The sequence below is a fragment of the Corallococcus sp. CA054B genome (genome assembly GCF_003611625.1).
Taxonomy (GTDB): Bacteria; Myxococcota; Myxococcia; order Myxococcales; family Myxococcaceae; genus Corallococcus; species Corallococcus coralloides.
Window position 1 is genome coordinate 12,727 of sequence record NZ_RAVY01000053.1, and the last position, 23,378, is coordinate 36,104.

Sequence of the window (23,378 nt, forward strand, 5' to 3'; positions counted from 1 at the left end):
GAATGCTCGACATCATCCAGCGGTTGGAGTCAGTGGATCCGCGGCGCGGCCTGTTTCTCTACGACGACTTCGTCGCGCCGTCGGAGTTCGTGCCCTACCGGGAGTTCGCCTCCCGGGTGGCAGGGGCGGCGGAGCACTTCCGCGCGCGCGGCGTGGCGCCGGGCACGCGCGTGGTGCTGCCCTTCGAAACCTCCTCGTCCGTCATCTTCTCCTTCCTGGGGCTGATGGAGCTGGGCGCGGTGCCCCTGTCCGTGAAGCCGTACATCCTGAGCACGCCGAAGGGGCCCTACCGGGACTTCCTCGCGCGCATCCGCGAGCGCTACAGCGCCTCGGTGGTGCTGGACGTGCCAAGCCTGGCCGGGCTGGAGCTGCCCCTGGAGCGGCTGCCGCTGCCATCCGCGGGCGCGAAGCGCCCCGGTGCGAAGCTGCGCGAGGTGGCGCCCGGGGAGCTGGCGTTCGTGCAGTTCTCGTCAGGGTCCACGTCGTTCCCCAAGGGCGTGCCCATCACCCACGAGAACCTGGCCGCGAACCTGCGGATGATCATCCGGCACGACTACCGCACGGTCGACGAGCGGGTGACGAGCTGGCTGCCGCTGTACCACGACATGGGGCTCATCGGCGGGCTGCTCACCTGCCTCGCGGCGGGCAATGACCTGCTGCTGTCCCAGCCCGCGTCGTTCCTGATGGACCCCATGGGCTGGCTGGAGCTCATCTCCTCCGAACGGGTGGCGGGCTCCGTCATCCCCAACTTCGCCATCGACTACGCGCTGAAGTCGCTCAAGTCGGCGGACGCGGACGACCTGAAGCGGTTGGACCTGTCGAGCGTCCAGGGCATCTACCTGGGCAGCGAGCCCATCAACATCCCCAACCTGGAGCAGTTCCTGGACATCCTCGCCCCGTGTGGCCTGCGGCGCGACGTGTTCATGCCCTGCTACGGCATGGCGGAGACGGTGTTGATTGTCGCGAGCGTGGCGCGGGGCCAGAAGGTGAGCGTCATCACCGCGCCCAACGGCCAGCCGGCCATCTCCGTGGGCCGTCCGTTGTCGGAGTTCGAGGTGCGGCTGCGCGCGGAGGATGGACAGCTGTGCGGTGAAGGTGAGCTGGGGGAGGTCGAGCTGCGCGGCGGCAGCCTGGCGCCGTCGTACTTCCTGGACGACCGGCCCCTTGGAGGCGACGACGGCTTCTTCGCCACGGGCGACCTGGGCTTCCAGAAGGAGGGCGAGCTCTTCATCACCGGGCGGATCAACGACCGCATCAAGGTGAACGGCCAGAGCTTCTTCTCCGGGGACTTCGAGCAGGCCGTGGAGCGGCTGGGCTTCATCCGCCCGGGCCGCACCGCCGTCATCCAGGCGCAGGGGCGCATCGTGGTGCTGGCGGAGGTGAACCACCCGTCCGCGCTGGAGCGCCTGGAGGACAGCCGCAAGCAGGTCTGCCAGTCGGTGCTGGAGACGGTGGGCGTGACGCTCGCGCCGCAAGATGTCCTCTTCATCCGCTACGGCCAGCTCCAGAAGACGAGCAGCGGCAAGCTCCAGCGCCGCGCCATCGCCGAGGCCTACGCGCAGGGCCGCATCCGCACCGTGACGCCCAGGGAGCTGCGCGCGGACCTGCTCCAGATGCGCGCGCAGCGGCTCGTGCTGGGCTCGGTGATGGTCGCGCGGCAGCGGGGCCGGCGGTGGATGGCCTCCGGGAAGGCGGCGCTCTCCGCGGGGCTCCTGCGGTTCAAGCCGGGGGGCCAGCGTCAGGACGGGCCCTGAGCCCGTGACTCAGCGGGCCTTCGCGGAGGCCCACAGGTCCCAGCCGCGCGCCGCGTGGCACGCATCGCCCACCAGGTCCAGGGCGAGCTGGGGCTGCGTCCGGGACAGCGCCTCCGTGTCGCGGAAGGCGCCCGTGGCCTCCAGCCTCCGCGTGGCGTGCTCCAGCGCGGCCTTCGCCTCCGCCACCGCGCGGGCCTGCGCGGGCGTGGGCTTCCAGCCCGTCTCGTCCCGGTAGCGCCCCAGGGCCTCCAGGAAGTGGCCGTAGAACTTCACCATCTGCACCAGCACCGGGACGCGGTACGCGGGCGCGGCGGTGAGCGCGGCCTCGTACTGCTTCGCCTCCGAGCCCAGCCGGTACACCAGCACGTCCACCTGCGCGTCCAGCCGCGGGCCCCACGCCTTGCGCACGGCGGGAAACCGCGCCCACCCCGCGACGGCCTGGAAGAAGTGGAGCCCGCCACACGGGTGCGCGTAGATGCCCTGCTTGTTCTTGGGCACCTGCGGCAGGCCCGCCTTCATGCCCCGGAGCAGCTCCGCGTTCGCGGACTCCAGCGTGGCGAGCGCGGTGTCCATCACCGCGTCCATGCGCACCGTCTCCCCCGCGCCGTTGACGAACGAGTCCCCGGGCTTCAGCACGTGCGACAGCGCGTCCAGCGCCCAGGCTCCATCCGGCGACGCGGCGAGCGCGGGGCGGAAGTCGTGCTGGAGCGACGCCACCAGCTCCCCCAGCGTCACCTTGCCCCACGCCGTGGGAAACGCCTGCGAGCGCGGGTAGCCCGCGAGCAGGAAGGTCTTCACCTGGAGCGCCGGGTGGGGCTCCACGGGCGTGCCGTCCGGGGTGAAGGCGTCGAAGAAGTAGCGGGCCGTGCCTCCCGCGTCAGGCGCGTCGCGGCGCAGGAACCCCGCGACGATGGCGTCCGAGGCCGCGCGGCCATCCCGCGCACGGAAGGCCTTCCCGTCCAGGTCCATGCCGTGCGCGAGCGCCCAGGGCCTGGTTGGATCCGCCGCGTGCGCGCGGCACTGCTCGTGGAGCACCGCGGACGCGGAGGGAGGGGAGGGCGGGGGAGCGGCGCTCAGGCCAAGCCCGAGCAGGGCCACGAAGGAGGGGAGCATGGGCGCGGGCAGTGTCGCAGCCCGCGCCCGTCCACGCACCTGGGGGCCGTCTTCAGCGCGGCGGGGCGCTGGCCTTCATCCGGGCGAGCATCCGCTCGATGATGCCGAACAGCGCCTCGCGGTCATCCTCGGGAAGCAGGCCCATCAACCGCCGGATGCCCGCGTCCGTCATCAGCTGGATGACCTTGTAGATTTCACAGCCCCGGTCGGTGAGCTTCGCGGTGACGGCGCGGCGGTCCTCCGCGTCCCGGCCGCGCTCCACCATGCCCATGTCCTCCAGGCGGTCCACCACGCCGGTGATGGTCTTCTTGGTGATGCCGATGCGCTGCGCCAGCACCCCCACCTGGATGGGGCCGTCCATGCCCAGCCACCCCAGCGCGTGCACCTGGGTGGGGGTCAGCCGCATGTCGTCACAGAGGCTCGCCAGCGGGTCCCTCAGGGAGCGGAAGTGGGCCAGCTCCCGGATGAGCCCCATGAAGCGGCGTGAGTCCGGCGTGGACTGGTCCCCTTCCTGGAGCAGGCGCTCCATCACGGCCTTCTCGTCAGCGGCCTCGTCCTTCCCCTCGGAGCGCACTTCGGACTCCGAGGGGGAGGTGATGGAGGTGGGGCGGCGCATCAGGCCGTCTCCACCCGGGCCGCGGCCGCCGCGGCCTCCCGCTCACGGTCCTGGTTGGACGGACCGTGCGCCGTGCCAGAGCCACCCGCGAAGCCGGGGTCGCTGCCCTTGTTGCGCTTGAAGCGCGCGGCCAGCTGATCCAGCAGCGAGTACACCACCGGCACCACGCCCAGCGTGAGGAACGTGGAGGTGATGAGGCCGCCGATGATGGTGATGGCCATGGGCGCGCGCGTCTCCGCGCCGTCGCCCTTGGCGATGGCCACCGGGATCATGCCGGCGATCATCGCGATGGTCGTCATCAGGATGGGACGCAGACGCACCGGAGCGGCCTCGAGGAGCGCCTCGTGCGCCGTGCGGCCCTTCTCACGGACCTGCAGCGTGAAGTCCACCAGGAGGATGCCGTTCTTCACCACCAGGCCCATGAGCATGATGACGCCGATGAGGGCGAACATGGACATGTACTGGCCGGTGATGAGCAGGCCGCCAATGGCCCCGATGAAGGCGAAGGGCAAGGACAGCATGATCGTGAACGGGTGGATGAGGCTTTCGAACTGCGCCGCGAGGATCATGTAGATGAGGATGATGCCCAGCAGCAGCGCCGTGCCGAACGCGGCCACGGACTTGCCCAGCTCCTTCGCGTTGCCTTCCAGCTCGCCCGTGACGCTCTTGGGCAGCTCCTTGGCGGCGTAGCCCTGCATGTAGGTGATGGCGTCCGACAGTGCGTAGCCCTCCTTCAGGTTCGCCAGCATGGTGACCTGCCGCTTCTGCGACTGACGGTCGATCTGCACCGGCCCTTCCGCGGGGATGATGCGGGCCAGGTTGCGCAGCTCCACCAGCTGTCCCGTGGGGGAGCGCACGGCCAGCTGACCGAGCGCGTCCGCGGAGGCCAGCGTCTCCGGCGGCAGGCGCAGCTTCACCTCGTACGTCTCACCGCCCTCGCGGTAGTCCAGCACCTTGTCGCGGCCCAGGTAGGCGCGCAGCGTCTGGCCCAGGGACGCGGCCGGAACGCCCAGCGTGGCCGCGCGGTCGCGGTCCACCTGCACGTCGTACTGCGGCTTGCCGGAGCGGTACGTCATGTCCACGTCGGTGAGGCCCGGGTTCTTGAGCATCGCCTGGCGCATCTTCTCCGCGGACTCCGTCAGCTCCTTCCAGTTGTCGCCGCGCAGGTTGAACTGCACCTGCTGCGAGCGCGCGCCACCACCGGACACCGCGGTCACGTCCTGCACCGCCACGGTGATGCCCTGGGGCGGGTGGATGTTCTGGCGCAGGTAGGCCTTGAGCTCGCTCTGCTTGAAGGCGCGGTCCTTCACCGGCTTCAGGTTGATGAGCACCTCGCCCTTGTGGACCTCCTCCTGCACGCCGCCACCGGCGGTGGTGAACGTGGAGGCGATGCCCGGCAGCGCCCGGACCTGGGCCGCGAAGGTGTCCAACTGCGTCTGGGTCTCCTGGATGGTGGACCCGATGGGCAGCTCCACCGTGAGCTTGATGTTGCCGTTGTCCTGCTCCGGGATGAACGTGAACTTGAGGAAGCGGGCCAGGCCGAAGGTCGCGAAGAGCACCACCACCGCGACGACCATCGTGAGCGCGCGATGACGGAGGATGCCACCCAGGATCTTCCGGTAGCCGTTCTCCATGCCCACCAGCACCTTCTCCACCGCCGCGGAGATGCCCGTCGGGTGGCCGTGCTCACGCAAAAGGCGCGAGGACAGCATCGGCGTGAGCGTCATGGACACCACGTAGGAGATGAGCGTGGCCACCGCCACCGTGACGCCGAACTGGTAGAAGAACTTGCCGATCATGCCGTCCATGAAGGCCACCGGGATGAACACCGCCACGATGGCCAGCGTCACCGCGAGCACCGCGAGGGCAATCTGTCCGGCGCCCTCCAGCGCGGCCTGCATGGGCGAGGCGCCCTCTTCCATGTGACGGACGATGTTCTCGATGACCACGATGGCGTCGTCGATGAGCAGACCGATGGACAGCGTCAGCGCCAACATCGTGATCATGTTGAACGTGAAGCCCAGCGCCGCCATCACCGCGAACGTACCCACCACGGACACCGGCAGCGCGATGGCCGCCACGATGGTGGAGCGCAGGTTGCGCAGGAACACGAGCACGATGAGCACCGCGAGCACGCCGCCCAGGATGAGGTCCTCCTGCACCGCGTGGATGGACGAGCGGATGAACCGCGCGTTGTCCGTCACCGTCTCCACCTGGACTCCGGCGGGCAGCGACTTGTTGATCTCGCCCAGCGACTCCTGCACCAGGTCCGCCACCTGCACCGTGTTGGAGCCGGACTGCTTGCGCACCACCAGCGCCACCGCGCTGCGCTCGCCGCTCTTCGCGCCCGAGCGCTGCTCCGCGGGGCCGTCCACCACCTCCGCGATGTCGCGTACGCGGATGGGAGAGCCGCCCGCGCTGGTGATGATGATGTTGCGGATCTCCTCCACGCTCTTCGCTTCGGACGTGAGGCGCACGATGCGCTCACGGCCGCTGTCCATGCTGCGGCCACCCGGGACGTCCAGGCTCTGGGCCTTGAGCGCCTGGCTGACGTCGCTGATGGCCAGGCCAAAGCCGCGCAGCCGCTGCGGGTCAACCACGAGCTGGATCTCCCGCTCACGGCCACCGACGATGTCGATGCTGCCCACGCCCTGCTGACGCTGGAGGGCCGGCTTCACGATGTCATCCGCGACGCGCGTCAGTTCCTCCACCGGCAGGGCGCCCGCGAGCGCCAGCGTGATGATGGGGGCCGCGCCGATGTCGAACTTCTCCACGACGGGCGTCTCCACCTCGTCCGGCAGCTTGCTCAACGTGGCCTGCACGCGGTCGCGCACGTCCTGCGCCGCGATGTCCACCTTGGTGGACAGCTTGAACTGCACGACGATCTGCGAAACGCTTTCGACGTTGATGGACTTGAGCGTGTCCACGCCGTTGAGCGTGTTGAGCGCCTCCTCCAGCGGGTCGGAGACGTTCTTCTCGATGGTCTCCGGGTCCGCGCCCGGGAGGATGGTCGTCACGGTGACGACGGGGAAGTCGACGTCGGGGAACTGATCCACGCCGATCTTCGGATAGGCGAACAGGCCGAACACCACCACCGCCAGCATCAGCATGGCGGTGAAGATGGGCCGTGAAATGAAGGTCTTGAGCATTCAGATACCCAGGGAAGAAGAGGGGAGGAGGGACCGCTACTGCGCGACGCGCACGGCGGTCCCCTCCTTGACGTCCAACGAGGCGTCGGCGAGCACGCGCTCCTCCGCCGTCAGGCCCTGCAGCACCTTCACGTAGCCCGGCAGCACGCGCTGCACGCGCACGTCGCGCTTGCGCACGGTGCCGTCCTGCACCACCCACACGAAGCCATCCTGGCCCTTGCTGCTGACGGCCTGCGCCGGCAGGAACAGGCCGTTGCCCACGTCGCCCCCGGCCTTGGAGAAGTCCATCTCCACCAGCGCGCCGGGGCGCAGCGGGTGCTCCGTCTTGCCCGTCACGTCCGCCAGCACCTCCACGGTGCGGCTCTGCGCGTCGATGACGGCGCCCACGTTGGCCACCTTCGCCTCGAAGCGCATGCCGCTGGGGTTCACGGTGCCCGGCGTCACGGTGCCCGGCGTCACGTTGTCGATGACGGACTCCGGCACCAGCATCCGGATCTCCAGCCCGTCCGTGTCCACGATGGAGAACACCGGGGTGGAGGGCGTCATCGCCACGGAGTCACCCACGTTCTTGGTGCGCGCGGTGATGATGCCGTTGAAGGGCGCCACGATGCTGTGGTCGCGCAGGTTCTCCACCGCCAGCCGGTACGCCGCGCCGGCCTGGGCCGCCTGCGCCGCGGCCTGCTTCTGGCCAATCTCCACCTGCTCCAGCGCGTTGGCCGCGACGCCGCCGGACTCGGCCACCTTGCGCGTGCGCTCCAGGTTGCTGGTGGCCAGCTGCAGCGCGGCCTCCGCCATGTCCTTGGCCGCCTTCGCCTGATCCACCGCGATGGAGACGTTGGACGTGTCCAGCTGCGCCAGCACGTCGCCCTTCTTCACCTTGTCGCCCACCCGGACGTTCACCTTCGCGAGCGTGCCCGTCGCCTGGGGGCCCAGGACGGCCTCCTGCTTGGAGCGGACCTGGCCCGTGACGCGCGTCACGTTCTGCTCCAGCTCCGTGGCCGGGGTGATCGCCTTGACGCCCAGCGCGTTGGAGCCTTCCTGCTGCGTCGGAAGCTGCGCCTTCTCCGCGCCCGCCTTCGAGCACCCCGCCGTCGACACCGCCACGGCCACCACGGCAGCCAAGATTCGCTGATTCACGCGTCCGAACTCCTGCCGGTTCGCCGGCGGGACACCCGCCCTGGCTCCTGCTCCGGCTAATTCTTTGTGGGCTAGAAATTACCGACACTCGATTATCTGTCAAGAGGATACTCCGGAGTGCGGACTATCCACTCCCCAGTCATCCCGCGGGGTTGGCCGCCTGCCCGGCAGGCCTTCAATCTTCTTCACAACACCGCTGCCGGCGCGCTGCGTCACCAGGAAGGCGGGCGTCGGGCGCGGTGGGGACGCAGGGCGTCGCTTGTGGCTGACGCCAGGGGCCTGTTATTGACTCGCGAATCAACCCACAGCGGGACAACCCCTCAAGAGGACTTGCGATGCTCAACCCGTTCACCGAGGAGCACGAGGCGTTTCGCAGGTCGGTGCGCGCCTTCGTGGAGAAGGAGATGGCGCCCTACGGTCTGGAGTGGGACCGGGCAGGCATCTTCCCCAAGGAGCTGTTCAAGAAGTGCGGCGAGCTGGGCTTCCTGGGCATCAGCCACGACCCGAAGTTCGGCGGCAGCGGCCTGGACTACTGGTACGTGACGGCGTTCGCGGAGGAGCTGTCGCGCAGCCGCAACGCGGGCGTGAACATGGCGCTCCTGGTGCAGAGCCAGATGGCCACGCCCATCATCAATGAAATTGGCACCGACGAGCAGAAGCGCGAGTTCCTGGAGCCCGCGCTCAAGGGCGACCGCATCGCGGCGCTGGGCGTGAGCGAGCCGGGGTGCGGCTCGGACGTGGCGAGCATCAAGACGACGGCGCGCCGGGACGGCGACGACTACGTCATCAACGGCAGCAAGATGTGGATCACCAACGGCACGCGCGCGGACTTCATCACGCTGGCGGTGCGCACCGGCGAGCAGGGCTACGGCGGCATCTCCCTGGTGACGTTCCCCACGGACGTGAAGGGGTTCAGCATCTCCAAGAAGCTGGACAAGATTGGCAACCTGTCCTCGGACACGGCCATCCTCTACTTCGAGGACTGCCGCATCCCCGCGCGCTACGTGCTGGGCGAGGAGAACCAGGGCTTTTACCACATCATGACCAACTTCCAGGGTGAGCGCCTGGTGGGCGCCATCACCACGGTGGGCGGCATGGACCGGATGCTGGAGGACGCCCTCCAGTACGGCAACGAGCGCGAGGCGTTCGGCCGGCCCCTCATCAAGTTCCAGGTGTGGCGCCACAAGTTCGTGGAGCACCTGACGGCGGTGGAGGCGGCGCGGCGGCTCAACTACTACGCGGTGGACCTCTACGACCGGAAGGAGAACCCGGTGAAGGAGATCTCCATGGCGAAGCTGTTCGCCGGAGACCTGGCCCAGCGCGTGGCCTACGACTGCCAGCAGTTCTTCGGCGGCATGGGCTACATCGAGGAGACGCCCATCGCGCGCATGTGGCGCGACGTGCGGCTCATCACCATCGGCGGCGGCACCTCCGAGGTGATGAAGGAGATCATCTCCAAGCTGTACGGCTTCTAGCTACTTCCTGCCGAAGAGGGCCTCCGCGGCGCTGAGCATCGCGTCGCGTGAGGCCTTCTGGTGCAGGCCGCCTTCGCCCAGCTGGAAGAGCTCGCAGAAGTTGGCCTCGTCCTTGTCGCGGGGCACTTCCGCGAAGGGCTCCTTGCAGGCCTTGGCCACGGACTCGTCGAAGTGCCGGCAGTTGCGGCACGAGCGCAGGTCCTCTTCACAGCTGGGGCACGTGGCGCTCCGGCCCACTTGATTCGCGATGATGTCGAGTGCGTGTCCGCAGTGCGCGCAGCCGGGCATGGCGGTCCTCCCCGTCAGAATCCAACGGGGGGCATCCTGCCAGAGTCCCGCCTAGCGCTGGACGCTGGGCGCGAACGCCGGGGCGGACAGGGAGGAGGCTTCCTGGGGCCGGCGCAGCTCGCCGGTGGCGTCCAGGAGCTGGTCGTCCAGCCGCTTGAGGAGGAAGAGGACGTAGGCGGACAGGCCGGAGAGGACGGCGGCCATGATGCCCAGCAGCATGCCCCGCTGCCAGCGGTGGGCCTGCTCCATCACGCCGCGGCGCTCCTTGAAGGTCTTCAGCTGGGCATCCACGGAGGTGCCGTCCAGCTTCTGGGCGAAGTCGGAGGCCTGGGCGCTGCCCCGGGCCATCAGCCAGCGGCCTTCCGCCTGGAGGGCCTCCGCGCGCGCGTAGCAGAACGCCGCCCCGCCCGCGAAGAGCAGGGAGATGCACAAGGCCGCTGTCACGCTCCGGGTGCCCATGCCACCAACCCTCCGGCGAAGTCCGTGGGCGCGGCCAGCCGACAGGCCGCGACTGCTCCGGCTTTCCGAAGACAGTAGCGGATGCTAGGGACGGCTTCTGACATGGGCAAGCCCTACCGTCCTAAAGACCACTATTTCCAGAAAGCCAAGCAAGAGGGACTGCGAGCGCGTTCCGCGTTCAAGGTCGATGAGATCCTCAAGCGCTTCCCCGGGTCCGTGAAGAAGGGCGCGGCGGTGCTGGATCTGGGCGCGGCGCCGGGCGGGTTCCTCCAGATATTGGCGGACGCGGTGGGGATGAACGGGCGCGTCATCGGCGTGGACATCGCGGCCATCCGGCCCTTCTCCCAGAAGTGGGTGACGACGGCGGTGCTGGACGTGCTCGCGGACGACTTCGACGCGAAGCTGGCCTCGCTGTACGACGGTCCCTACGACGCGGTCATCTCCGACATGGCGCCCAAGACGTCCGGCATCAAGGGCACGGACGAGGCGCGCAGCCTGCGGCTCGCGGGCAAGGCGCTGGAGGTGGCCGCCGCGCGCGGCCGGCCCGGCGCCACGTTCGTGGCCAAGGTCTTCATGGGGGGCGACTTCGAGGCCTTCCGTGACGAGGTGCGCAAGCACTTCGAAGAGGTGAAGATCGTCCGTCCGGAGGCCACGCGCGGCGCCAGCATGGAGGTCTACGTGGTGGGGCTGCGGCGCAGGGCCCCGGCGACCCCGGCGACCTGAAAACAGCGAAGGGAACGCCACGGGCGCGGGCGGCGTCTAGAGTGCCGCCCCTATGTCTTCTCCACCGCGCCCGCGTACCGCCGCCGTCGTCCTGTGCCTGCTGTCCCTAGCGCTGTCCTCCGTGTCCGTGGCGGCCCCCGCAGCGAAGGCGCCCCCGACGTGGAAGGCCATCGACGCGCTCGTCGAGGACGACAAGGTCGAGTCCGCCGCGCAGGGGGCCGAGGCCCGGCTCGCCGCGGCGAAGGCCCAGGGTGACGCGGACGAGTGGACGCGCGCGCTGGTGCGCACGGTGCAACTGCGCACGCGGCTGCACGGCCATGAGACGACGGTGCGCTTCCTGCGCGAGCAGCCCTGGCCGGAGGGGCTGCGGCAGCAGGCCACGCTCCACCTGTTCTACGCGGCGGTGCTCGCGAGCTACCAGCAGGCGTACAGCTACGAGATTGCCCAGCGCGAGCAGGTGGTGTCCTCCGGGCCGGTGGACCTGAAGGCGTGGACGAAGGATCAGATTTCGGCGGAGATCCAGCGCACGTACGCCGCCGTCTGGGAGTCGCGGCAGAAGTTCGGCACGGAGCCCGTGAAGGGGCTGTCCGAGTACATCCGGCCCAACACGTATCCGGAGGGCATCCGCTCGACGGTGCGCGACGCGGTGACGTACCTGTGGGTGGACTCGCTGGACGACACGGACCTGTGGCGCCCGGAGCAGGAGCAGGGCGTGTACCGGCTGGACCTGGGCGCGCTCCTGGAGGGCACGCCGAAGGTGGAGCTGAAGGACCCTTCCGCGCACCCGCTGCTGAAGGTGGCGGCGGTGCTGGGGGACCTGGAGGCGTGGCACCAGGCGGCGGGCCGGCGTGAGGCGGCGCTGGAGGCGCGGCTGCGGCGCTACGAGGTGCTGTCGACGTCGTTCAAGGACGCCGCGGACAAGCGGCGGATCCGGGAGCACCTGGCCGCGCACCTGAAGGGCTTCCGGGACGTGCCGTGGTGGTCCAAGGGACAGAACCAGCTCGCGGAGATGGAGGCGGAGGCGGGCCGCGCCATCACCGCGCATGCCCTGGCGAAGGCGGGCGCGGAGGCGTGGCCGAAGTCGGTGGGTGGCGTGCTGTGCGCGGTGCTGGTGGCGAGGCTGGAGGCGCCGGAGCTGTACGCGACCGGGATGCAGGTGGACGGGCCGGGCAAGCGCTCCATCCTCGTGGGCCACCGCAACGTGGGCACGGTGTACTTCCGGGCGTACGCGGTGGATGTGGAGGCGCGGCTCGCGAAGCCCGGCGAGGACCTGTCGCTGTTCCCCTCCACCGAGGAGATGCTCCGCATGGTGGCGTCGCGCAAGCCGGAGGCCACCTGGAGCGCGGCGCTGCCGCCCACGCCGGACTTCCAGCGGCACCAGACGTTCGTGACCCCGCCGGCGCTCAAGGCGGGCGCGTACATCATCGCGATATCCACCCGTGAGGACTTCGCGAAGAAGAACAACCGGATCCTCTCCCTTCGGATGTCCGTGTCGCCCTGGGCGGTGACGGTGCGCAAGTCGAACCCCAACCAGGCGGAGGTCCACGTGGTGGACGGCGCCACGGGGGTGGGGGCTCCGAACGTGGAGGTGCGGTTGGTGAAGTCGGACTACAGCACCCGCCGCTTCGGCATCGTCAGCCGCCGCACCGACGCGAACGGCGACCTGTTGCTCACGGGCACGAACGCCAACCGCTACGAGGACCTGGAGCTGGTGTTTGGCCGGGGCAAGGGCGTGATGGTGCTCCCGGGCTCGCTGTACCTGTCCACCCCCCACGAGTGGGGCCCGCAGGACCAGACGCTCATCTACACGGACCGCGCCGTCTACCGGCCGCAGCAGAAGCTGCTGTGGAAGGTGGTGGCCTACCGTCCGGAGGAGGTGTCCAAGCGCTACCGCGTCCTGCCGGATTCGCCGGTGACGGTGTCGCTCATCGACCCCAACGGCCAGGAGGTGTCCAAGCGCGAGGCCCGCACCAACACGTTCGGCTCGGTGGCGGGCGAGTTCGACATTCCTTCGGGGCGGCCCCTGGGCCAGTGGACGGTGCGCACGAGCCCCAACGGCTACGCGGCCGTGCGCGTGGAGGAGTACAAGCGGCCCACCTTCGAGGTGACGCTGAAGGACGCGCCGGAAGCACTGCGGCTCAACCGGCGCGCGACGTTCAAGGGCGAGGCCCGCTACTACTTCGGCCTGCCGGTGACGCGCGGCGCGGTGAAGTGGCGCGTGTCGCGCGAGCCGGTGCTGCCGCGCTGGTGGTTCTGGGAGCGCATCCCGGCCACCACGGAGCTGGTGGCCTCCGGGACGGCCACGGTGGGCGAGGACGGCGGCTTCACGGTGGCGTTCACCCCGGAAGCGGACGAGCGGCTCGCGAAGGCGCAGGGCATGTCGTGGCGCTACCGCGTGGAGGCGGACCTGACGGACGAGGGCGGCGAGACGCGCTCCGCGAGCCGGGCCTTCCGCCTGGGCTTCGTGTCGGTGGAGGGCCGCGTGGACTCGGACGTGGGCTTCGTCCGCGAGGACTTCCCGTCGGAGGTGCGGCTCGTGCGCTCGAACCTGGATGGGGCGCCGCAGGCCGGACCGGGCCGCTGGCGGCTCATCGCCTTGAAGGCGCCGGGGCGTCCGCTGATGCCGTCGGAGGTTCCGGTGGAGCATCCCAAGCCCCTGGACGCGGACGCGCTGTCGGCCAAGGAGGCTTCGCCCACGCCGGGTGACTCGCAGAAGGGGCGCTGGGACACGGCCTACGACGTGGAGCAGACGCTGCGCCGCTGGGATGACGGCGCGGAGGTGGCGCAGGCGGCGGTGACGCATGGCGCGGACGGTGTCGCCACCGTGAAGCTGCCGGCGCTGCGCGCGGGGACGTACCGCCTGCGCTACGAGACGGCGGATGCGTTCGGCCAGAAGGCCACCGCGCAACGGGACTTCGTGGTGGCGGGGGCCCACGCCCCGGCGGGGCTGCCCGCGGTGCTGGCGGCGGAGCGCGCCTCCGTGCGCGTGGGCGAGGTGGCGCGGCTGATGGTGGCCTCCGGCTTCGAGGGCCAGCCGCTGGTGATGGACGTGTACCAGGGGCGCCAGCGCGTCGAGCACCGCCAGCTGACGGCGGGGCAGGGGCGCGCGGTGGTGGAACTCCCGGTGACGGAGTCCCTGCGCGGCGGCTTCACGGTGGTGCTCTCGATGGTGCGCGACTGGCAGACGCTGAGCTTCCAGCAGACGGTGGCCGTGCCCTTCGATGACAAGGAGCTCAGCCTGGAGTTCGCCACGTTCCGCGACACGCTGCGGCCCGGCGCGAAGGAGTCCTTCCGCGTGACGGTGAAGGGGCCGAAGGGCGCGAAGCTGGAGGCGGGGGCCGCGGAGCTGCTCGCGTATATGTACGATCAGTCGCTCAACGTCTTCGGGCCGCACACGCCGCCGCAGGTGGCGCAGCTGTATCCGCAGCAGACGGTGTACATGGACTTCCGGGCCTCCGGTGGCGTCTTCGGCGCGGACTGGCTCTTCGATGAGCTCCTGAGGGAAGGACCCTCCTCGCCGAATCTCAGCGACGACACCCTGAAGTTCGGCGACGGCTACGGGCTGGGCGGTCCGGGCTACCGCAGCTACTACGGCGGCCGCCGCATGCGCGCCATGGCCGCGAAGCCCGGCGCCGTCCAGCGGGAGGCAGACGCTTCACCGCCTCCGCCACCGCCGCCGTCGCCCGCGCCGTCCGCCGCGGAGTCCGCGCCGAAGCCCGGCCGGGTGCTGGAGCAGAAGCGGCGCGAGATCATCCAGATCATCAAGGGGGCTCCCGGTGCCCCGGAACCGGAGGAGGGGCCGGAGGAGCCGCTGCGCTCCAACTTCGCGGAGACGGCGTTCTGGATTCCGCAGCTGCTCACCGGGCCGGACGGGTCGGCGGTGCTGGAGTTCACGGTGCCGGACTCGGTGACGGCGTGGGACGTCTGGGTGCACGCGCTCACGCGGGATCTGCGCGGGGGCTCCACGCAGCGCGCCACCCGCAGCGTGAAGGAGCTGATGGTGCGCCCGTACCTGCCGCGCTTCCTGCGCGAGGGCGACCGCGCGGAGCTGGAGGTCGTGGTGAACAACGCGGGGACCCAGACGCAGCAGGGCCAGCTCACGTTCGACATCGTGGATCCGGACACGCAGAAGAGCCTGCTCGCGGAGTTCGGCGTGAAGACGGCCTCGCAGGCCTTCACGGTGGCGGCGGGGAAGGGCACGAACCTGCGCTTCCCCATCACCACGCCCGCGCGGGTGGGGCCGGTGGCCTTCCGCGTGGTCGCGAAGACGGGCGCGTTCAGCGACGGCGAGCTGCGGCCCCTGCCGGTGCTGCCCGGCCGCATGCACCTGTCGCAGTCGCGCTTCGCCATGCTGAACAACACGGACCGCCGGACGCTGACGTTCGAGGACCTGAAGAAGTCGGACGACCCCACGCGGGTGAACGAGCAGCTTGTCGTGACGGTGGACGCGCAGCTCTTCTACTCCGTGCTCCAGGCGCTGCCGTACCTGGTGGACTACCCCTACGAGTGCACGGAGCAGACGCTCAACCGCTTCGTGTCCACGGGCATCGTCTCCAGCCTCTTCAACAAGTATCCGGCGGTGGCGAAGGTGGCCAAGGACCTGAGCGAGCGCAGCACGCGCTTCGAGACCTTCGACGACGTGGACCCGAACCGGAAGATGACGCTGGAGGAGACGCCCTGGCTCAACGAGGCAAAGGGCGGGGCGGAGTCCGACCAGGCACTCCTGCGCGTGCTGGACCCGAAGGTGGCCCAGGCCCAGCGCGTGTCCTCGCAGGCGAAGCTGCGCAAGGCGCAGAACGCGGACGGTGGCTTCCCCTGGTGGCCGGGCGGCCCGTCGTCGCCGTACATGACGCTCTACATCCTGCACGGCCTGTCGCGCGCCATGGAGCACGGGGTGGAGGTGTCGCCCCGCATGACGGAGCCCGCGTGGGGCTACCTGGCGAAGCACTTCCGGGACGACTACGCGAACCGGCTGATGAAGAAGGACCTGGGCTGGGAGTTCCTCACGTTCCTCAACTTCGTGGCGTCGGCGTATCCGGACGCGAGCTACACGGGCGAGGCGCTCACGGCGGCCGAGCGGAAGCGCATGCTCGACTTCTCCTTCAAGCACTGGAAGGAGCACTCGCCGTACCTCAAGGGGTACCTGGCCCTCACGCTGAACCGGTCGAAGCGCACGAAGGACGCGCAGAAGGTCTGGGACAGCGTGATGGACTCCGCGAAGACGACGCAGGACCTGGGCACCTACTGGGCGCCGGAGGACCGCGGCTGGCTCTGGTACAACGACTCCACGGAGACGCACGCCTTCGCGCTGCGCACGCTGTCGGAGCTGCGCCCGAAGGACCCTCGCCGCGCGGGCCTGGTGCAGTGGCTGCTCCTGGACAAGAAGGTGAACCACTGGAAGTCCACGCGCGCCACGGCGGAGGCCCTCTACGCGCTCGTCAACTACATGGAGGCGGAGGGCTCGCTGGCCGCGCGCGAGGAGCTGAAGGTGACGGTGGGCTCCAAGGCGGTGACCATGAGCTTCTCGCCCGACGTGTACACGGGGAAGAAGAACCAGGTGGTCGTCCCTGGCCCGGAGGTGAACGCCACCACGGCGACCACGGTGGTGGAGAAGACGACGCCGGGCTTCGCCATCGCGTCCGCCACGTGGCACTTCTCCACGGAGCAGCTGCCCAAGGAGGAGCGCGGTGACTTCTTCCAGGTGTCGCGCCGCTACTTCGTTCGCATCCGCGAAGGCAACCAGACGCTGCTGCGCCCGCTGGCCGACGGCGCGCGACTGCGGCCCGGCGACGAGGTGGAGGTGCAGCTGTCGCTGCGCACGAAGCACGCGGCGGAGTACGTGCACCTGAGGGACCCGCGTGCCGCGGGCCTGGAGCCGGAGAACGCGCAGTCCCGCCACAAGTGGGACCTGGGCATCGTCTGGTACGAGGAGACGCGCGATTCGGGGACGAACTTCTTCTTCGAAGCGCTGCCGGCCGGTGAGTACAACTTCAAGTACCGGCTGCGCGCGAACATGGCGGGCACCTTCCGCGTGGGACCGGCGACGGTGCAGTCCATGTACGCGCCGGAGTTCACCGCGTACTCCACGGGCACGATGCTCACCGTGGACAAGGCGCAGTAGGTCTCAGCAGTGCAGGGGACCGGCGTTCCTTCGTGGCGCCGGTCCGCTACTCCGCGCAGGTGGCGGCTTCGTCGGTGGGGTGCAGCGTGGCGATGCCGTAGGTGCCGTTGCGCGTGCCGCACCAGATGCGCCAGTTGCCGCCACCCACGTCCGGCGCCGAGTACACGCCGCCTTCCTTCTTCGCCCCGCCGCGCGCACAGCAGCGCGCGAACGCCCGGGTTCCGATGGCGGCGATGGAGACCGCGTCCTGTGACGTCGAGAAGCCGCCCGTGCGCTTCACGCCGCAGGACCAGGGGGACAGCCCCTTGAAGCGGATGAGGTACTGCTCACCGCGCACCGCTTCTTCGCCTCTGGCCGGGCCCTGGTAGCAGACCTTTCCTTCCGCCTCGAGCTGCGCGTAGCGGGGCAGGAAGTGGAGGCCGCCAATCGGGCCGCGCTGCCAGTCGTCTCCGCAGAAGACGTGCGTGAACGCGTTGCGCGGGCCGGTGCTCACCCACAGGCTCGTGAGCCATTCGATGTTCGCCTGCCGCGAGCCCGGGCGGCCCGCCGCGGACAGCGCGCGCTGCACCCGCGCGTCGTCGTAGTGCTTCGCGAAGAAGCGCTGCACGTCTCCGGCGCTCACGCTCGCGTCGGGGCGCGCGGGGCACAGGTCCAGCACCTCCCGGTCCATCGCGGACAGCGCCGGGGCCTTGGCGAAGAGGGGCGGTTGATCACACGTGCTCGCGCAGGCCGCCGCATCGCCAGGAGCCGGAGCCGCCGCACGGCCCGCGGGAGCACGCACCGCCACCGTCTCTTCATCAGGGTCAGCGGCCCTGTCGACCCGGGCCGCCTGCTGCTGGCGCGTATTCTCATGGTCCGCGCGCACGAGCGCGTCCGTGCCCGGTGCCTTCTGGGCGGCCTCCGTGGGCGTGCCATCGCAGAGCACCCAGCCCTCGGACTTGGGGCCCTGGAGCTTGCACCACGCGCGGTCGGGGCCGCCCTTCTTCATGAGCGGATAGGACACGCCCGGCTGCACGGAGAAGACGACCTTGGAGGACTCGGGCTGGTCCACCGCGTCCACGGCATCGTCGGTGACGAAGACGCCGCTCCCCGCGAAGGCGGCAGGGGCAGTGGAGAGGGCCAGGAAGAAGCAGGCGAGCGACCCGGAGAGGCGCATGGTGGCCGGACTCTAACAGGGGTGCCCGAAGCCCGCTGTTCCCCGGTTGCGCCCGGCGCCGCACCGCGAAATAAACGCGCCCGATATGAAACCGATGAATTTCCGAGGCCGCTGGGTGCTCATCACCGGCGCGTCGTCCGGCCTGGGGCTGGAGATGGCCCGCCTGCTCGCGAAGGAGCACGGCGCCCACATCATCGCCGTCGCCCGCCGCGAGGACCGGCTCACCGCGCTCAAGGCGGAGCTGGAGTCCGCGCACGGCGTGCAGGTGCTGCCCCTGTCCGCGGACCTCACGAAGCCCGGCGACGCCGCGCGCGTCTTCGAGACCGCCACCGCGGGCCGCACCGTCGACGGCGTCATCCTCAACGCCGGCGTCACCTACTTCGGCCACGCGCTGGAGCAGCAGCCCGAGTCCTTCGACGCGATGCTCGCCACCAACATCACCAGCGTGGTGCGCATGTCCCAGCTTTTCGGCGCGCACTTCGCGAAGCAGGGCGGGGGCGGGGCGCTGATGCTCGTCGCCAGCACGGCGGGCTTCGCGCCGCTGCCGTACCAGACGGCCTACGCGGCCACGAAGTCGTTCGTCATCAGCTACGGACGCGGCCTGGCCTACGAGCTGCGCAAGGCGGGCGTGTCCGTCACCGTCTTCGCTCCCGGCGGCATCGCCACGGAGATGCTGTCGGTGTCCGGCCTGGACCGGAAGTTCAAGGCGGGCGACGTGGGCATCATGTCCGCGGAGGCCTGCGCGCGCATCGCCGTGGAGGCGTTCGTGCACCGCCGCGAGCTCTCCGTGCCCGGCGTCCTCAACCGCTTCCTCGCGACGCTGATGAAGCTGCTGCCCCACGGCTTCATGATGGGGCGCTCGGCCGCGCTGTACGAAGGCGCGCTGCCGAAGGAGCCGCCCGCGCCCTGAATCAGGCCCGGGCGGCGTCCGTCGCGGCACGTCAGGACAGCTTCACCCGCGTGACCTTCAGCTTGCCCACCTGCACGGTGTACTCGCCGGCCCCCAGCTCCGCCTTGGGGTCGGTGACCTTCTCCCCGTTCACCTTCACGCCGCCCTGGCCCATCATCTTGCGAGCCTCGGTGGCGGAGGCGACGAACTTCGTCTCCGGCAGCAGCTTCGTGACGAGCAGCTTCTCCGCGCCCGCGAGCGAAATCTCCACGAGCGGCAGGTCCTCCGTGGACAGCTCCTTCTTGGCGAAGCGCTTCTCGAAGTCCTCCGCCGCCTTGCGGCCGGCCTCCTCACCCTGGAAGCGCGCGGCCATCTCCTGCGCGAAGGCCACCTTCGCGGCCTTGGGGTGCGCCTCGCCGGACTTCGTCTTCTCCTCCAGCTCCAGCACCTGCTTGAGCGGCATGGAGGAGAGGAGCTTGTAGTACCGCCACATCAGGTCGTCGGTGATGCTCATCAACTTGCCGAAGATGTTGTCCGCCGGCTCGTCGATGCCCACGTAGTTGTCCAGGCTCTTGGACATCTTGTTGCCGGTGATGACGCCGTCCACCAGCTTCGCGTCCAGGCCCTCCAGGATGGGGCCGGTCATGATGACCTGCGGCTCCAGGCCCTCCTCCTTCATCAGCTGACGGCCGACGAGCAGGTTGAAGAGCTGATCCGTCGCGCCCAGCTCCACGTCCGCCTTCAGCGCCACGGAGTCGTAGCCCTGCAGGAGCGGGTAGAGGAACTCGTGGATGGCGATGGAGGTGTTCTCCCGGTAGCGCTTCTTGAAGTCGTCGCGCTCCAGCATGCGCTGCACGGAGTAGCGCGCCGCCAGGCGGATCATCCCCTCGGTGCCCAGCGCGTCGAGCCACTCCGAGTTGAACTTCACCACCGTCTTGTCCGGGTCCAGGACCTTGAAGACCTGCTGCTTGTACGTCTCCGAGTTGACCTTCACCTGCTCGCGGGTGAGGGGAGGCCGGGCCGCGTTCTTGCCGGACGGGTCCCCGATGAGCGCGGTGAAGTCACCGATGAGGAACACCACCGTGTGACCGAACTCCTGGAAGCGCCGCATGCGCGTGAGCAGCAGCGTGTGGCCCAGGTGCAGGTCGGGACGGCTGGGGTCGAAGCCCGCCTTGATGATGAGCGGCTTGCCCTTGTCATACGAGCGCTGGAGCTTCTTCTTCAGGTCCTCCGGCACGTGCAAATCCACGGTGCCGCGAGTGACTTCTTCGAACTGCTCTTCGGGGGTCGCCTTGCGCAGTGCGTCCGGGTTCATGGCGCCGCGGACACTAGCCCAAAAAAGACGACGGGCAGGGCGGGACTTCCATGTCCGCCCCACCCGTGGCTGTCACCCTGCCTGTCCTGGACCCGGGTACCGCTCAGGTGTCGTCAGGTATCCAGGAAGTCGAAGCTGCGGTAGAGGCCGCGCAGCGTCTGGCTCTCCGTGACGATCTGGTCCATGTCCACGTCGTCGCTCGTCGTGGGCAGCGCCTGGACGATCTGATCGTTGAAGGCCAGGCCCACCCGGCGGCTGCGCGCACTGGCCGCCTTGAGGGTGGCGTCGTAGTAGCCACCGCCGCGTCCCAGCCGCTTGCCGTCCGGGCTGAAGCCCAGGCCGGGCACCACGAACAGGTCGATTTGATCCACCGGAATCAGGTCCGAGGAGTTCGTGGGCTCACGGACGCCCAGGCGTCCCGGCTCCAGCTCGCTCTCCGACTTGATGGCCCGGAAGGCCAGGATGCGCCCGTGCACGTGGGACAGCGGGTAGCAGACGATCTTCTCGTCCTGCAACGCCGCGATGAGGATGTCCCGGGTGGGCACTTCGCCCCGGATGGGGGCGTAGAGCGCCACCGTCCGCGCCTTGTCGTAATAGGGCGATGCCAGGAATCGAGACTGGACCTTGAGGCCCCGCTCGTCGATGAGGTCATTGGTCATCGCCTTGCGGCGCGCCGTCAGTTCCTCACGAAGCGTTACCTTCTTCTCCGCCGCCGCCGCCGTATCCACCGCCGTCTCGCTCACCGCCGCCGCTCCAAAGAAAGAGTCCCCCGCCGAGCCGTGTGTCCAGCGTCCATTGAACCCTTAGAAGCCAGGTGGGGACCGAAATCATGTCACCGCAGGCTTCCCTCATCCCCGGTGAAGGGGGAGGGCTTGCACATGGCGACCGAAACGGACCCCGGAATGGACGTATCGGTTCGAATTTCTGCTGGGCATCACGCACCCCGCAGGGAACAGACCTTTACCACTCAAATCGTGCTGCAAGTCCTTAGAATTACTGGGAAAATCCCAGGGCGTTCTGGGAAAATGATAAGGATGGAGAAGCGTGCGGTCAAGCCGTCCTCGCGCGTTTACAAGCCGCCCCGTGGACTTCTATGATGCCCGGGTCCCCGACATGTCGCTCCCGACCCCAACATTGGCTCTCGCGGCGGTAGCCTGCCTCGCCTCCGGATTCGCCTGGGCGGGTCCGCAGATGAACAGTACCTACCAGGCAGATGCCTTCGGCCCCATCGAGTTGCGCTCGGACGGGGAGCATCTCGTCGGCACGGCGCCGGCCGGGGGGCCCTGCCAGCGCCCGGTCGCCGAGCAGATCCTGACCGGAGACTTCCAGGGCAACGTCTTCCTGGGCGAGCTCACGCTCTGTCAGACGGGAGACACCTGCACCCCGTCGCGCAGCTTCCCGGTGATGCTCGTCTACAACGTGGAGGAGCGGGCGCTGGGGGGCGTGGTGAAGCTGGAGGACAGCTGCGACTCCCCGGCCCTGCCCAAGAACCGGATGCTGGTGCTCCGGGCGACGGAGCAGGGGGCCGCGCTGACTCCGACGCTGACGCCCGCGTCGGCGCAGGCACCTGAGCAGCGTCAGGCGCAGGCTCCCGTGCCTCCCCCTCCGTCCGGTGGGGCCGCGCAGATCGCGGCGCAGCGCCGGTTGGAGCCGCTGGACGCGGCGGCCACCCTGAAGCTGGGCCAGTCGATGCTGGCGTCCCAGAACGCCATCGGCGCGTCGCAGCAGTTCCAGCTGGTGCTGTCCCAGGAGAAGGAGAAGAACAACGCCTGGGCGCTGACGGGCATGGGGGTGTCGCACTACCTGCGCAAGCAGCAGCCGGAGGCGCTCAAGTACCTGGAGCAGGCGCGCAGCGTGGGTCCTGGACCGGCGCGGGCGGAGGCCTGGTTCTGGATGGCGTGCGTGAAGCGCGCGGCCCAGGAGACGCGGGTGGCCCAGGAAGCGCTGCGGCGGGCGCTGACGGAAGGCTGGTCTCCGCCGGAGGGCAATGCGCTGGTGGAGCGCGAGCTCCAGCAGTTCGCCAAAGAGGGAGCGGTGTACGAGGCGCAGTTGAAGCTGGCCCGCGGTCGCAAGCGGGTCCAGGGCCGTGATCCGCAAGGAGCTGGAAGCGCCAGCCCGTGAACGCGCCGACTCCCGTGTCGAAGCCCATCCGCGTCTTCGGCAACTACGAAATCCAATCGCTGCTGGGCAAGGGCGGCATGGCCGAGGTGTACCGCGCGCGCGTGCGCTCCGGTCCCTACGAAGGCTGGACGGTCGCGCTCAAGCGGCTGTTGCCCGCGCTCACCCGCGACCCGGCGTCGGTGGACCTCTTCCGCCGCGAGGCGCAGCTGTCGCGCCAGCTGGACCATCCGAACATCGTGAAGGTGCTGGACGCCGGGATGCTGGACGACGTGTCCTTCCTGGTGATGGACCTGGTGGACGGGCGCGACCTGGGCCACATCCTGCGCCGGTGCAAGGCGCGCGGGATTCCGCTCCCCGTCGACTTCGCGGTGTACCTGGCGAAGGTGCTGCTGGAGGCGCTCGCCTACGCGCACACCGCCACCGGCCCGGACGGCAAGCCGCTGGGCATCGTCCACTGCGACGTGTCCCCGTCCAACCTGTTCATCTCCCGCGTGGGGGAGATCAAGCTGGGCGACTTCGGCGTGTCGCGCGTGCTGGTGGACGGCAAGCTCCAGGGCGGCGAGGTGCTGGGCAAGCCGTACTACCTGTCCCCGGAGTCGCTGCAGGGCGCCGTCACGCCGGAGGCGGACCTGTGGGCCGCGAGCGTGGTGCTCTACGAATTGCTCACGCTGGGCCGGCCCTTCGTGGGCTCGACGCCGGAAGAGGTCTTCGCGGGCATCCTGTCGCGCAAGTACCGGCTCCTGCGCTCGGTGCGTCCGGACATCCCGCAGGCGCTGGACGACGTGCTGGCGCGCGCGTTCGCGGAGAACCCCGAGGACCGCTTCCCGTCCGCGGAGGAGTACGCGAAGGCGCTGTCGCCGCACTTCGACGAGAACGTGGGGACGCCGCTGGCCATCGCGGCGGTGGTGCGCGGCCTGTTCGGCACCACGGACGAGATGCCCGCGTACCGGGGCTCGCCGCCCAACGGCCCCTCCTCCGACGACAACGGGTAGCCAGGCGGGCAGGGCCCTGTCACTCGGGCTCCCAGCCGGTGGGGCCCGCTGCGGCGCCTGCCCCGGATGA

Annotated in this window: 16 protein-coding genes and 1 other RNA gene; 7 read left to right on the plus strand and 10 right to left on the minus strand. The window is 69.6% G+C overall.

Going from position 1 to position 23,378, the window contains the following annotated elements; all coding sequences use genetic code 11:
• Nucleotides 1-2 precede the first annotated feature (2 nt).
• Nucleotides 3-1,754 (plus strand): AMP-binding protein, encoded by a 1,752-nt coding sequence (locus D7V80_RS15515; protein WP_120588899.1) that lies wholly within the window; start codon nt 3-5, stop codon nt 1,752-1,754.
• 9 nt (nt 1,755-1,763) lie between these two features.
• Here D7V80_RS15515 and D7V80_RS15520 read toward each other — a convergent pair whose 3' ends face one another.
• From D7V80_RS15520 to D7V80_RS15535, 4 genes are read right to left on the minus strand one after another with little or no spacing between them, the layout of a single operon-like run.
• Nucleotides 1,764-2,867: a hypothetical protein gene (locus tag D7V80_RS15520; RefSeq protein WP_120588900.1), complete on the minus strand. Its 1,104-nt coding sequence runs from the start codon at nt 2,865-2,867 to the stop codon at nt 1,764-1,766.
• Nucleotides 2,868-2,919: 52 nt separating this feature from the next.
• Nucleotides 2,920-3,483 carry a MarR family winged helix-turn-helix transcriptional regulator gene (locus tag D7V80_RS15525; RefSeq protein WP_120588901.1) on the minus strand — a complete coding sequence of 188 codons (564 nt, stop codon included), beginning with the start codon at nt 3,481-3,483 and terminating at the stop codon, nt 2,920-2,922.
• Nucleotides 3,483-6,632 carry an efflux RND transporter permease subunit gene (locus tag D7V80_RS15530; RefSeq protein ID WP_120588902.1) on the minus strand — a complete coding sequence of 1,050 codons (3,150 nt, stop codon included), beginning with the start codon at nt 6,630-6,632 and terminating at the stop codon, nt 3,483-3,485. Before D7V80_RS15530 ends, D7V80_RS15525 begins: the two co-directional genes overlap by 1 nt.
• A gap of 36 nt (nt 6,633-6,668) precedes the next feature.
• Nucleotides 6,669-7,769 (minus strand): efflux RND transporter periplasmic adaptor subunit, encoded by a 1,101-nt coding sequence (locus D7V80_RS15535; protein WP_120588903.1) that lies wholly within the window; start codon nt 7,767-7,769, stop codon nt 6,669-6,671.
• Between the two features lie 335 nt (nt 7,770-8,104).
• Here D7V80_RS15535 and D7V80_RS15540 point away from each other — a divergent pair, with 335 nt between their 5' ends.
• Nucleotides 8,105-9,244 (plus strand): acyl-CoA dehydrogenase family protein, encoded by a 1,140-nt coding sequence (locus D7V80_RS15540; RefSeq protein ID WP_120588904.1) that lies wholly within the window; start codon nt 8,105-8,107, stop codon nt 9,242-9,244.
• Here D7V80_RS15540 and D7V80_RS15545 read toward each other — a convergent pair whose 3' ends face one another.
• Together D7V80_RS15545 and D7V80_RS15550 are read right to left on the minus strand one after the other, a co-directional pair.
• Nucleotides 9,245-9,532, minus strand: coding sequence for a hypothetical protein (locus D7V80_RS15545; protein WP_120588905.1), 288 nt, complete (start codon nt 9,530-9,532; stop codon nt 9,245-9,247).
• Between the two features lie 51 nt (nt 9,533-9,583).
• The gene (locus D7V80_RS15550; protein ID WP_120588906.1) at nt 9,584-9,991 is read right to left on the minus strand and encodes a hypothetical protein; all 408 of its coding nucleotides are present in this window, start codon (nt 9,989-9,991) and stop codon (nt 9,584-9,586) included.
• 81 nt (nt 9,992-10,072) lie between these two features.
• On the opposite strand from D7V80_RS15550, the gene D7V80_RS15555 reads away from it, so the two are divergent.
• Together D7V80_RS15555 and D7V80_RS15560 are read left to right on the plus strand one after the other, a co-directional pair.
• On the plus strand, nt 10,073-10,714 hold the full coding sequence (locus D7V80_RS15555) for an RlmE family RNA methyltransferase (RefSeq protein ID WP_120588907.1): 642 nt from the start codon (nt 10,073-10,075) through the stop codon (nt 10,712-10,714).
• A gap of 52 nt (nt 10,715-10,766) precedes the next feature.
• Nucleotides 10,767-16,835, plus strand: a complete 6,069-nt coding sequence (locus tag D7V80_RS15560) for an alpha-2-macroglobulin (protein WP_120588908.1) — start codon at nt 10,767-10,769, stop codon at nt 16,833-16,835.
• Between the two features lie 46 nt (nt 16,836-16,881).
• On the opposite strand, the gene D7V80_RS15565 is transcribed toward D7V80_RS15560, so the two are convergent.
• Entirely contained in the window at nt 16,882-17,991 is a 1,110-nt protein-coding gene (locus D7V80_RS15565; protein ID WP_120588909.1) for an EndoU domain-containing protein, read from the minus strand.
• A gap of 85 nt (nt 17,992-18,076) precedes the next feature.
• On the opposite strand from D7V80_RS15565, the gene D7V80_RS15570 reads away from it, so the two are divergent.
• On the plus strand, nt 18,077-18,901 hold the full coding sequence (locus D7V80_RS15570; protein WP_120588910.1) for an SDR family oxidoreductase: 825 nt from the start codon (nt 18,077-18,079) through the stop codon (nt 18,899-18,901).
• Nucleotides 18,902-18,932: 31 nt separating this feature from the next.
• Here D7V80_RS15570 and tyrS read toward each other — a convergent pair whose 3' ends face one another.
• The 3 genes from tyrS to ssrS all read right to left on the minus strand — a co-directional run bounded on the left by tyrS (nt 18,933) and on the right by ssrS (nt 21,150).
• Complete coding sequence (tyrS, locus tag D7V80_RS15575) at nt 18,933-20,195, minus strand: tyrosine--tRNA ligase (RefSeq protein WP_120588911.1); 1,263 nt, start codon at nt 20,193-20,195, stop codon at nt 18,933-18,935.
• 113 nt (nt 20,196-20,308) lie between these two features.
• Nucleotides 20,309-20,938 carry a 5-formyltetrahydrofolate cyclo-ligase gene (locus D7V80_RS15580; RefSeq protein WP_014397872.1) on the minus strand — a complete coding sequence of 210 codons (630 nt, stop codon included), beginning with the start codon at nt 20,936-20,938 and terminating at the stop codon, nt 20,309-20,311.
• Between the two features lie 19 nt (nt 20,939-20,957).
• Nucleotides 20,958-21,150: non-coding RNA, 6S RNA (gene ssrS, locus D7V80_RS15585), on the minus strand.
• A gap of 236 nt (nt 21,151-21,386) precedes the next feature.
• On the opposite strand from ssrS, the gene D7V80_RS15590 reads away from it, so the two are divergent.
• Nucleotides 21,387-22,316 carry a hypothetical protein gene (locus D7V80_RS15590; RefSeq protein WP_120588912.1) on the plus strand — a complete coding sequence of 310 codons (930 nt, stop codon included), beginning with the start codon at nt 21,387-21,389 and terminating at the stop codon, nt 22,314-22,316.
• On the plus strand, nt 22,313-23,308 hold the full coding sequence (locus D7V80_RS15595) for a serine/threonine-protein kinase (RefSeq protein ID WP_120588913.1): 996 nt from the start codon (nt 22,313-22,315) through the stop codon (nt 23,306-23,308). The genes D7V80_RS15590 and D7V80_RS15595 overlap by 4 nt, the downstream gene beginning before the upstream one ends.
• Nucleotides 23,309-23,378 lie beyond the last annotated feature (70 nt).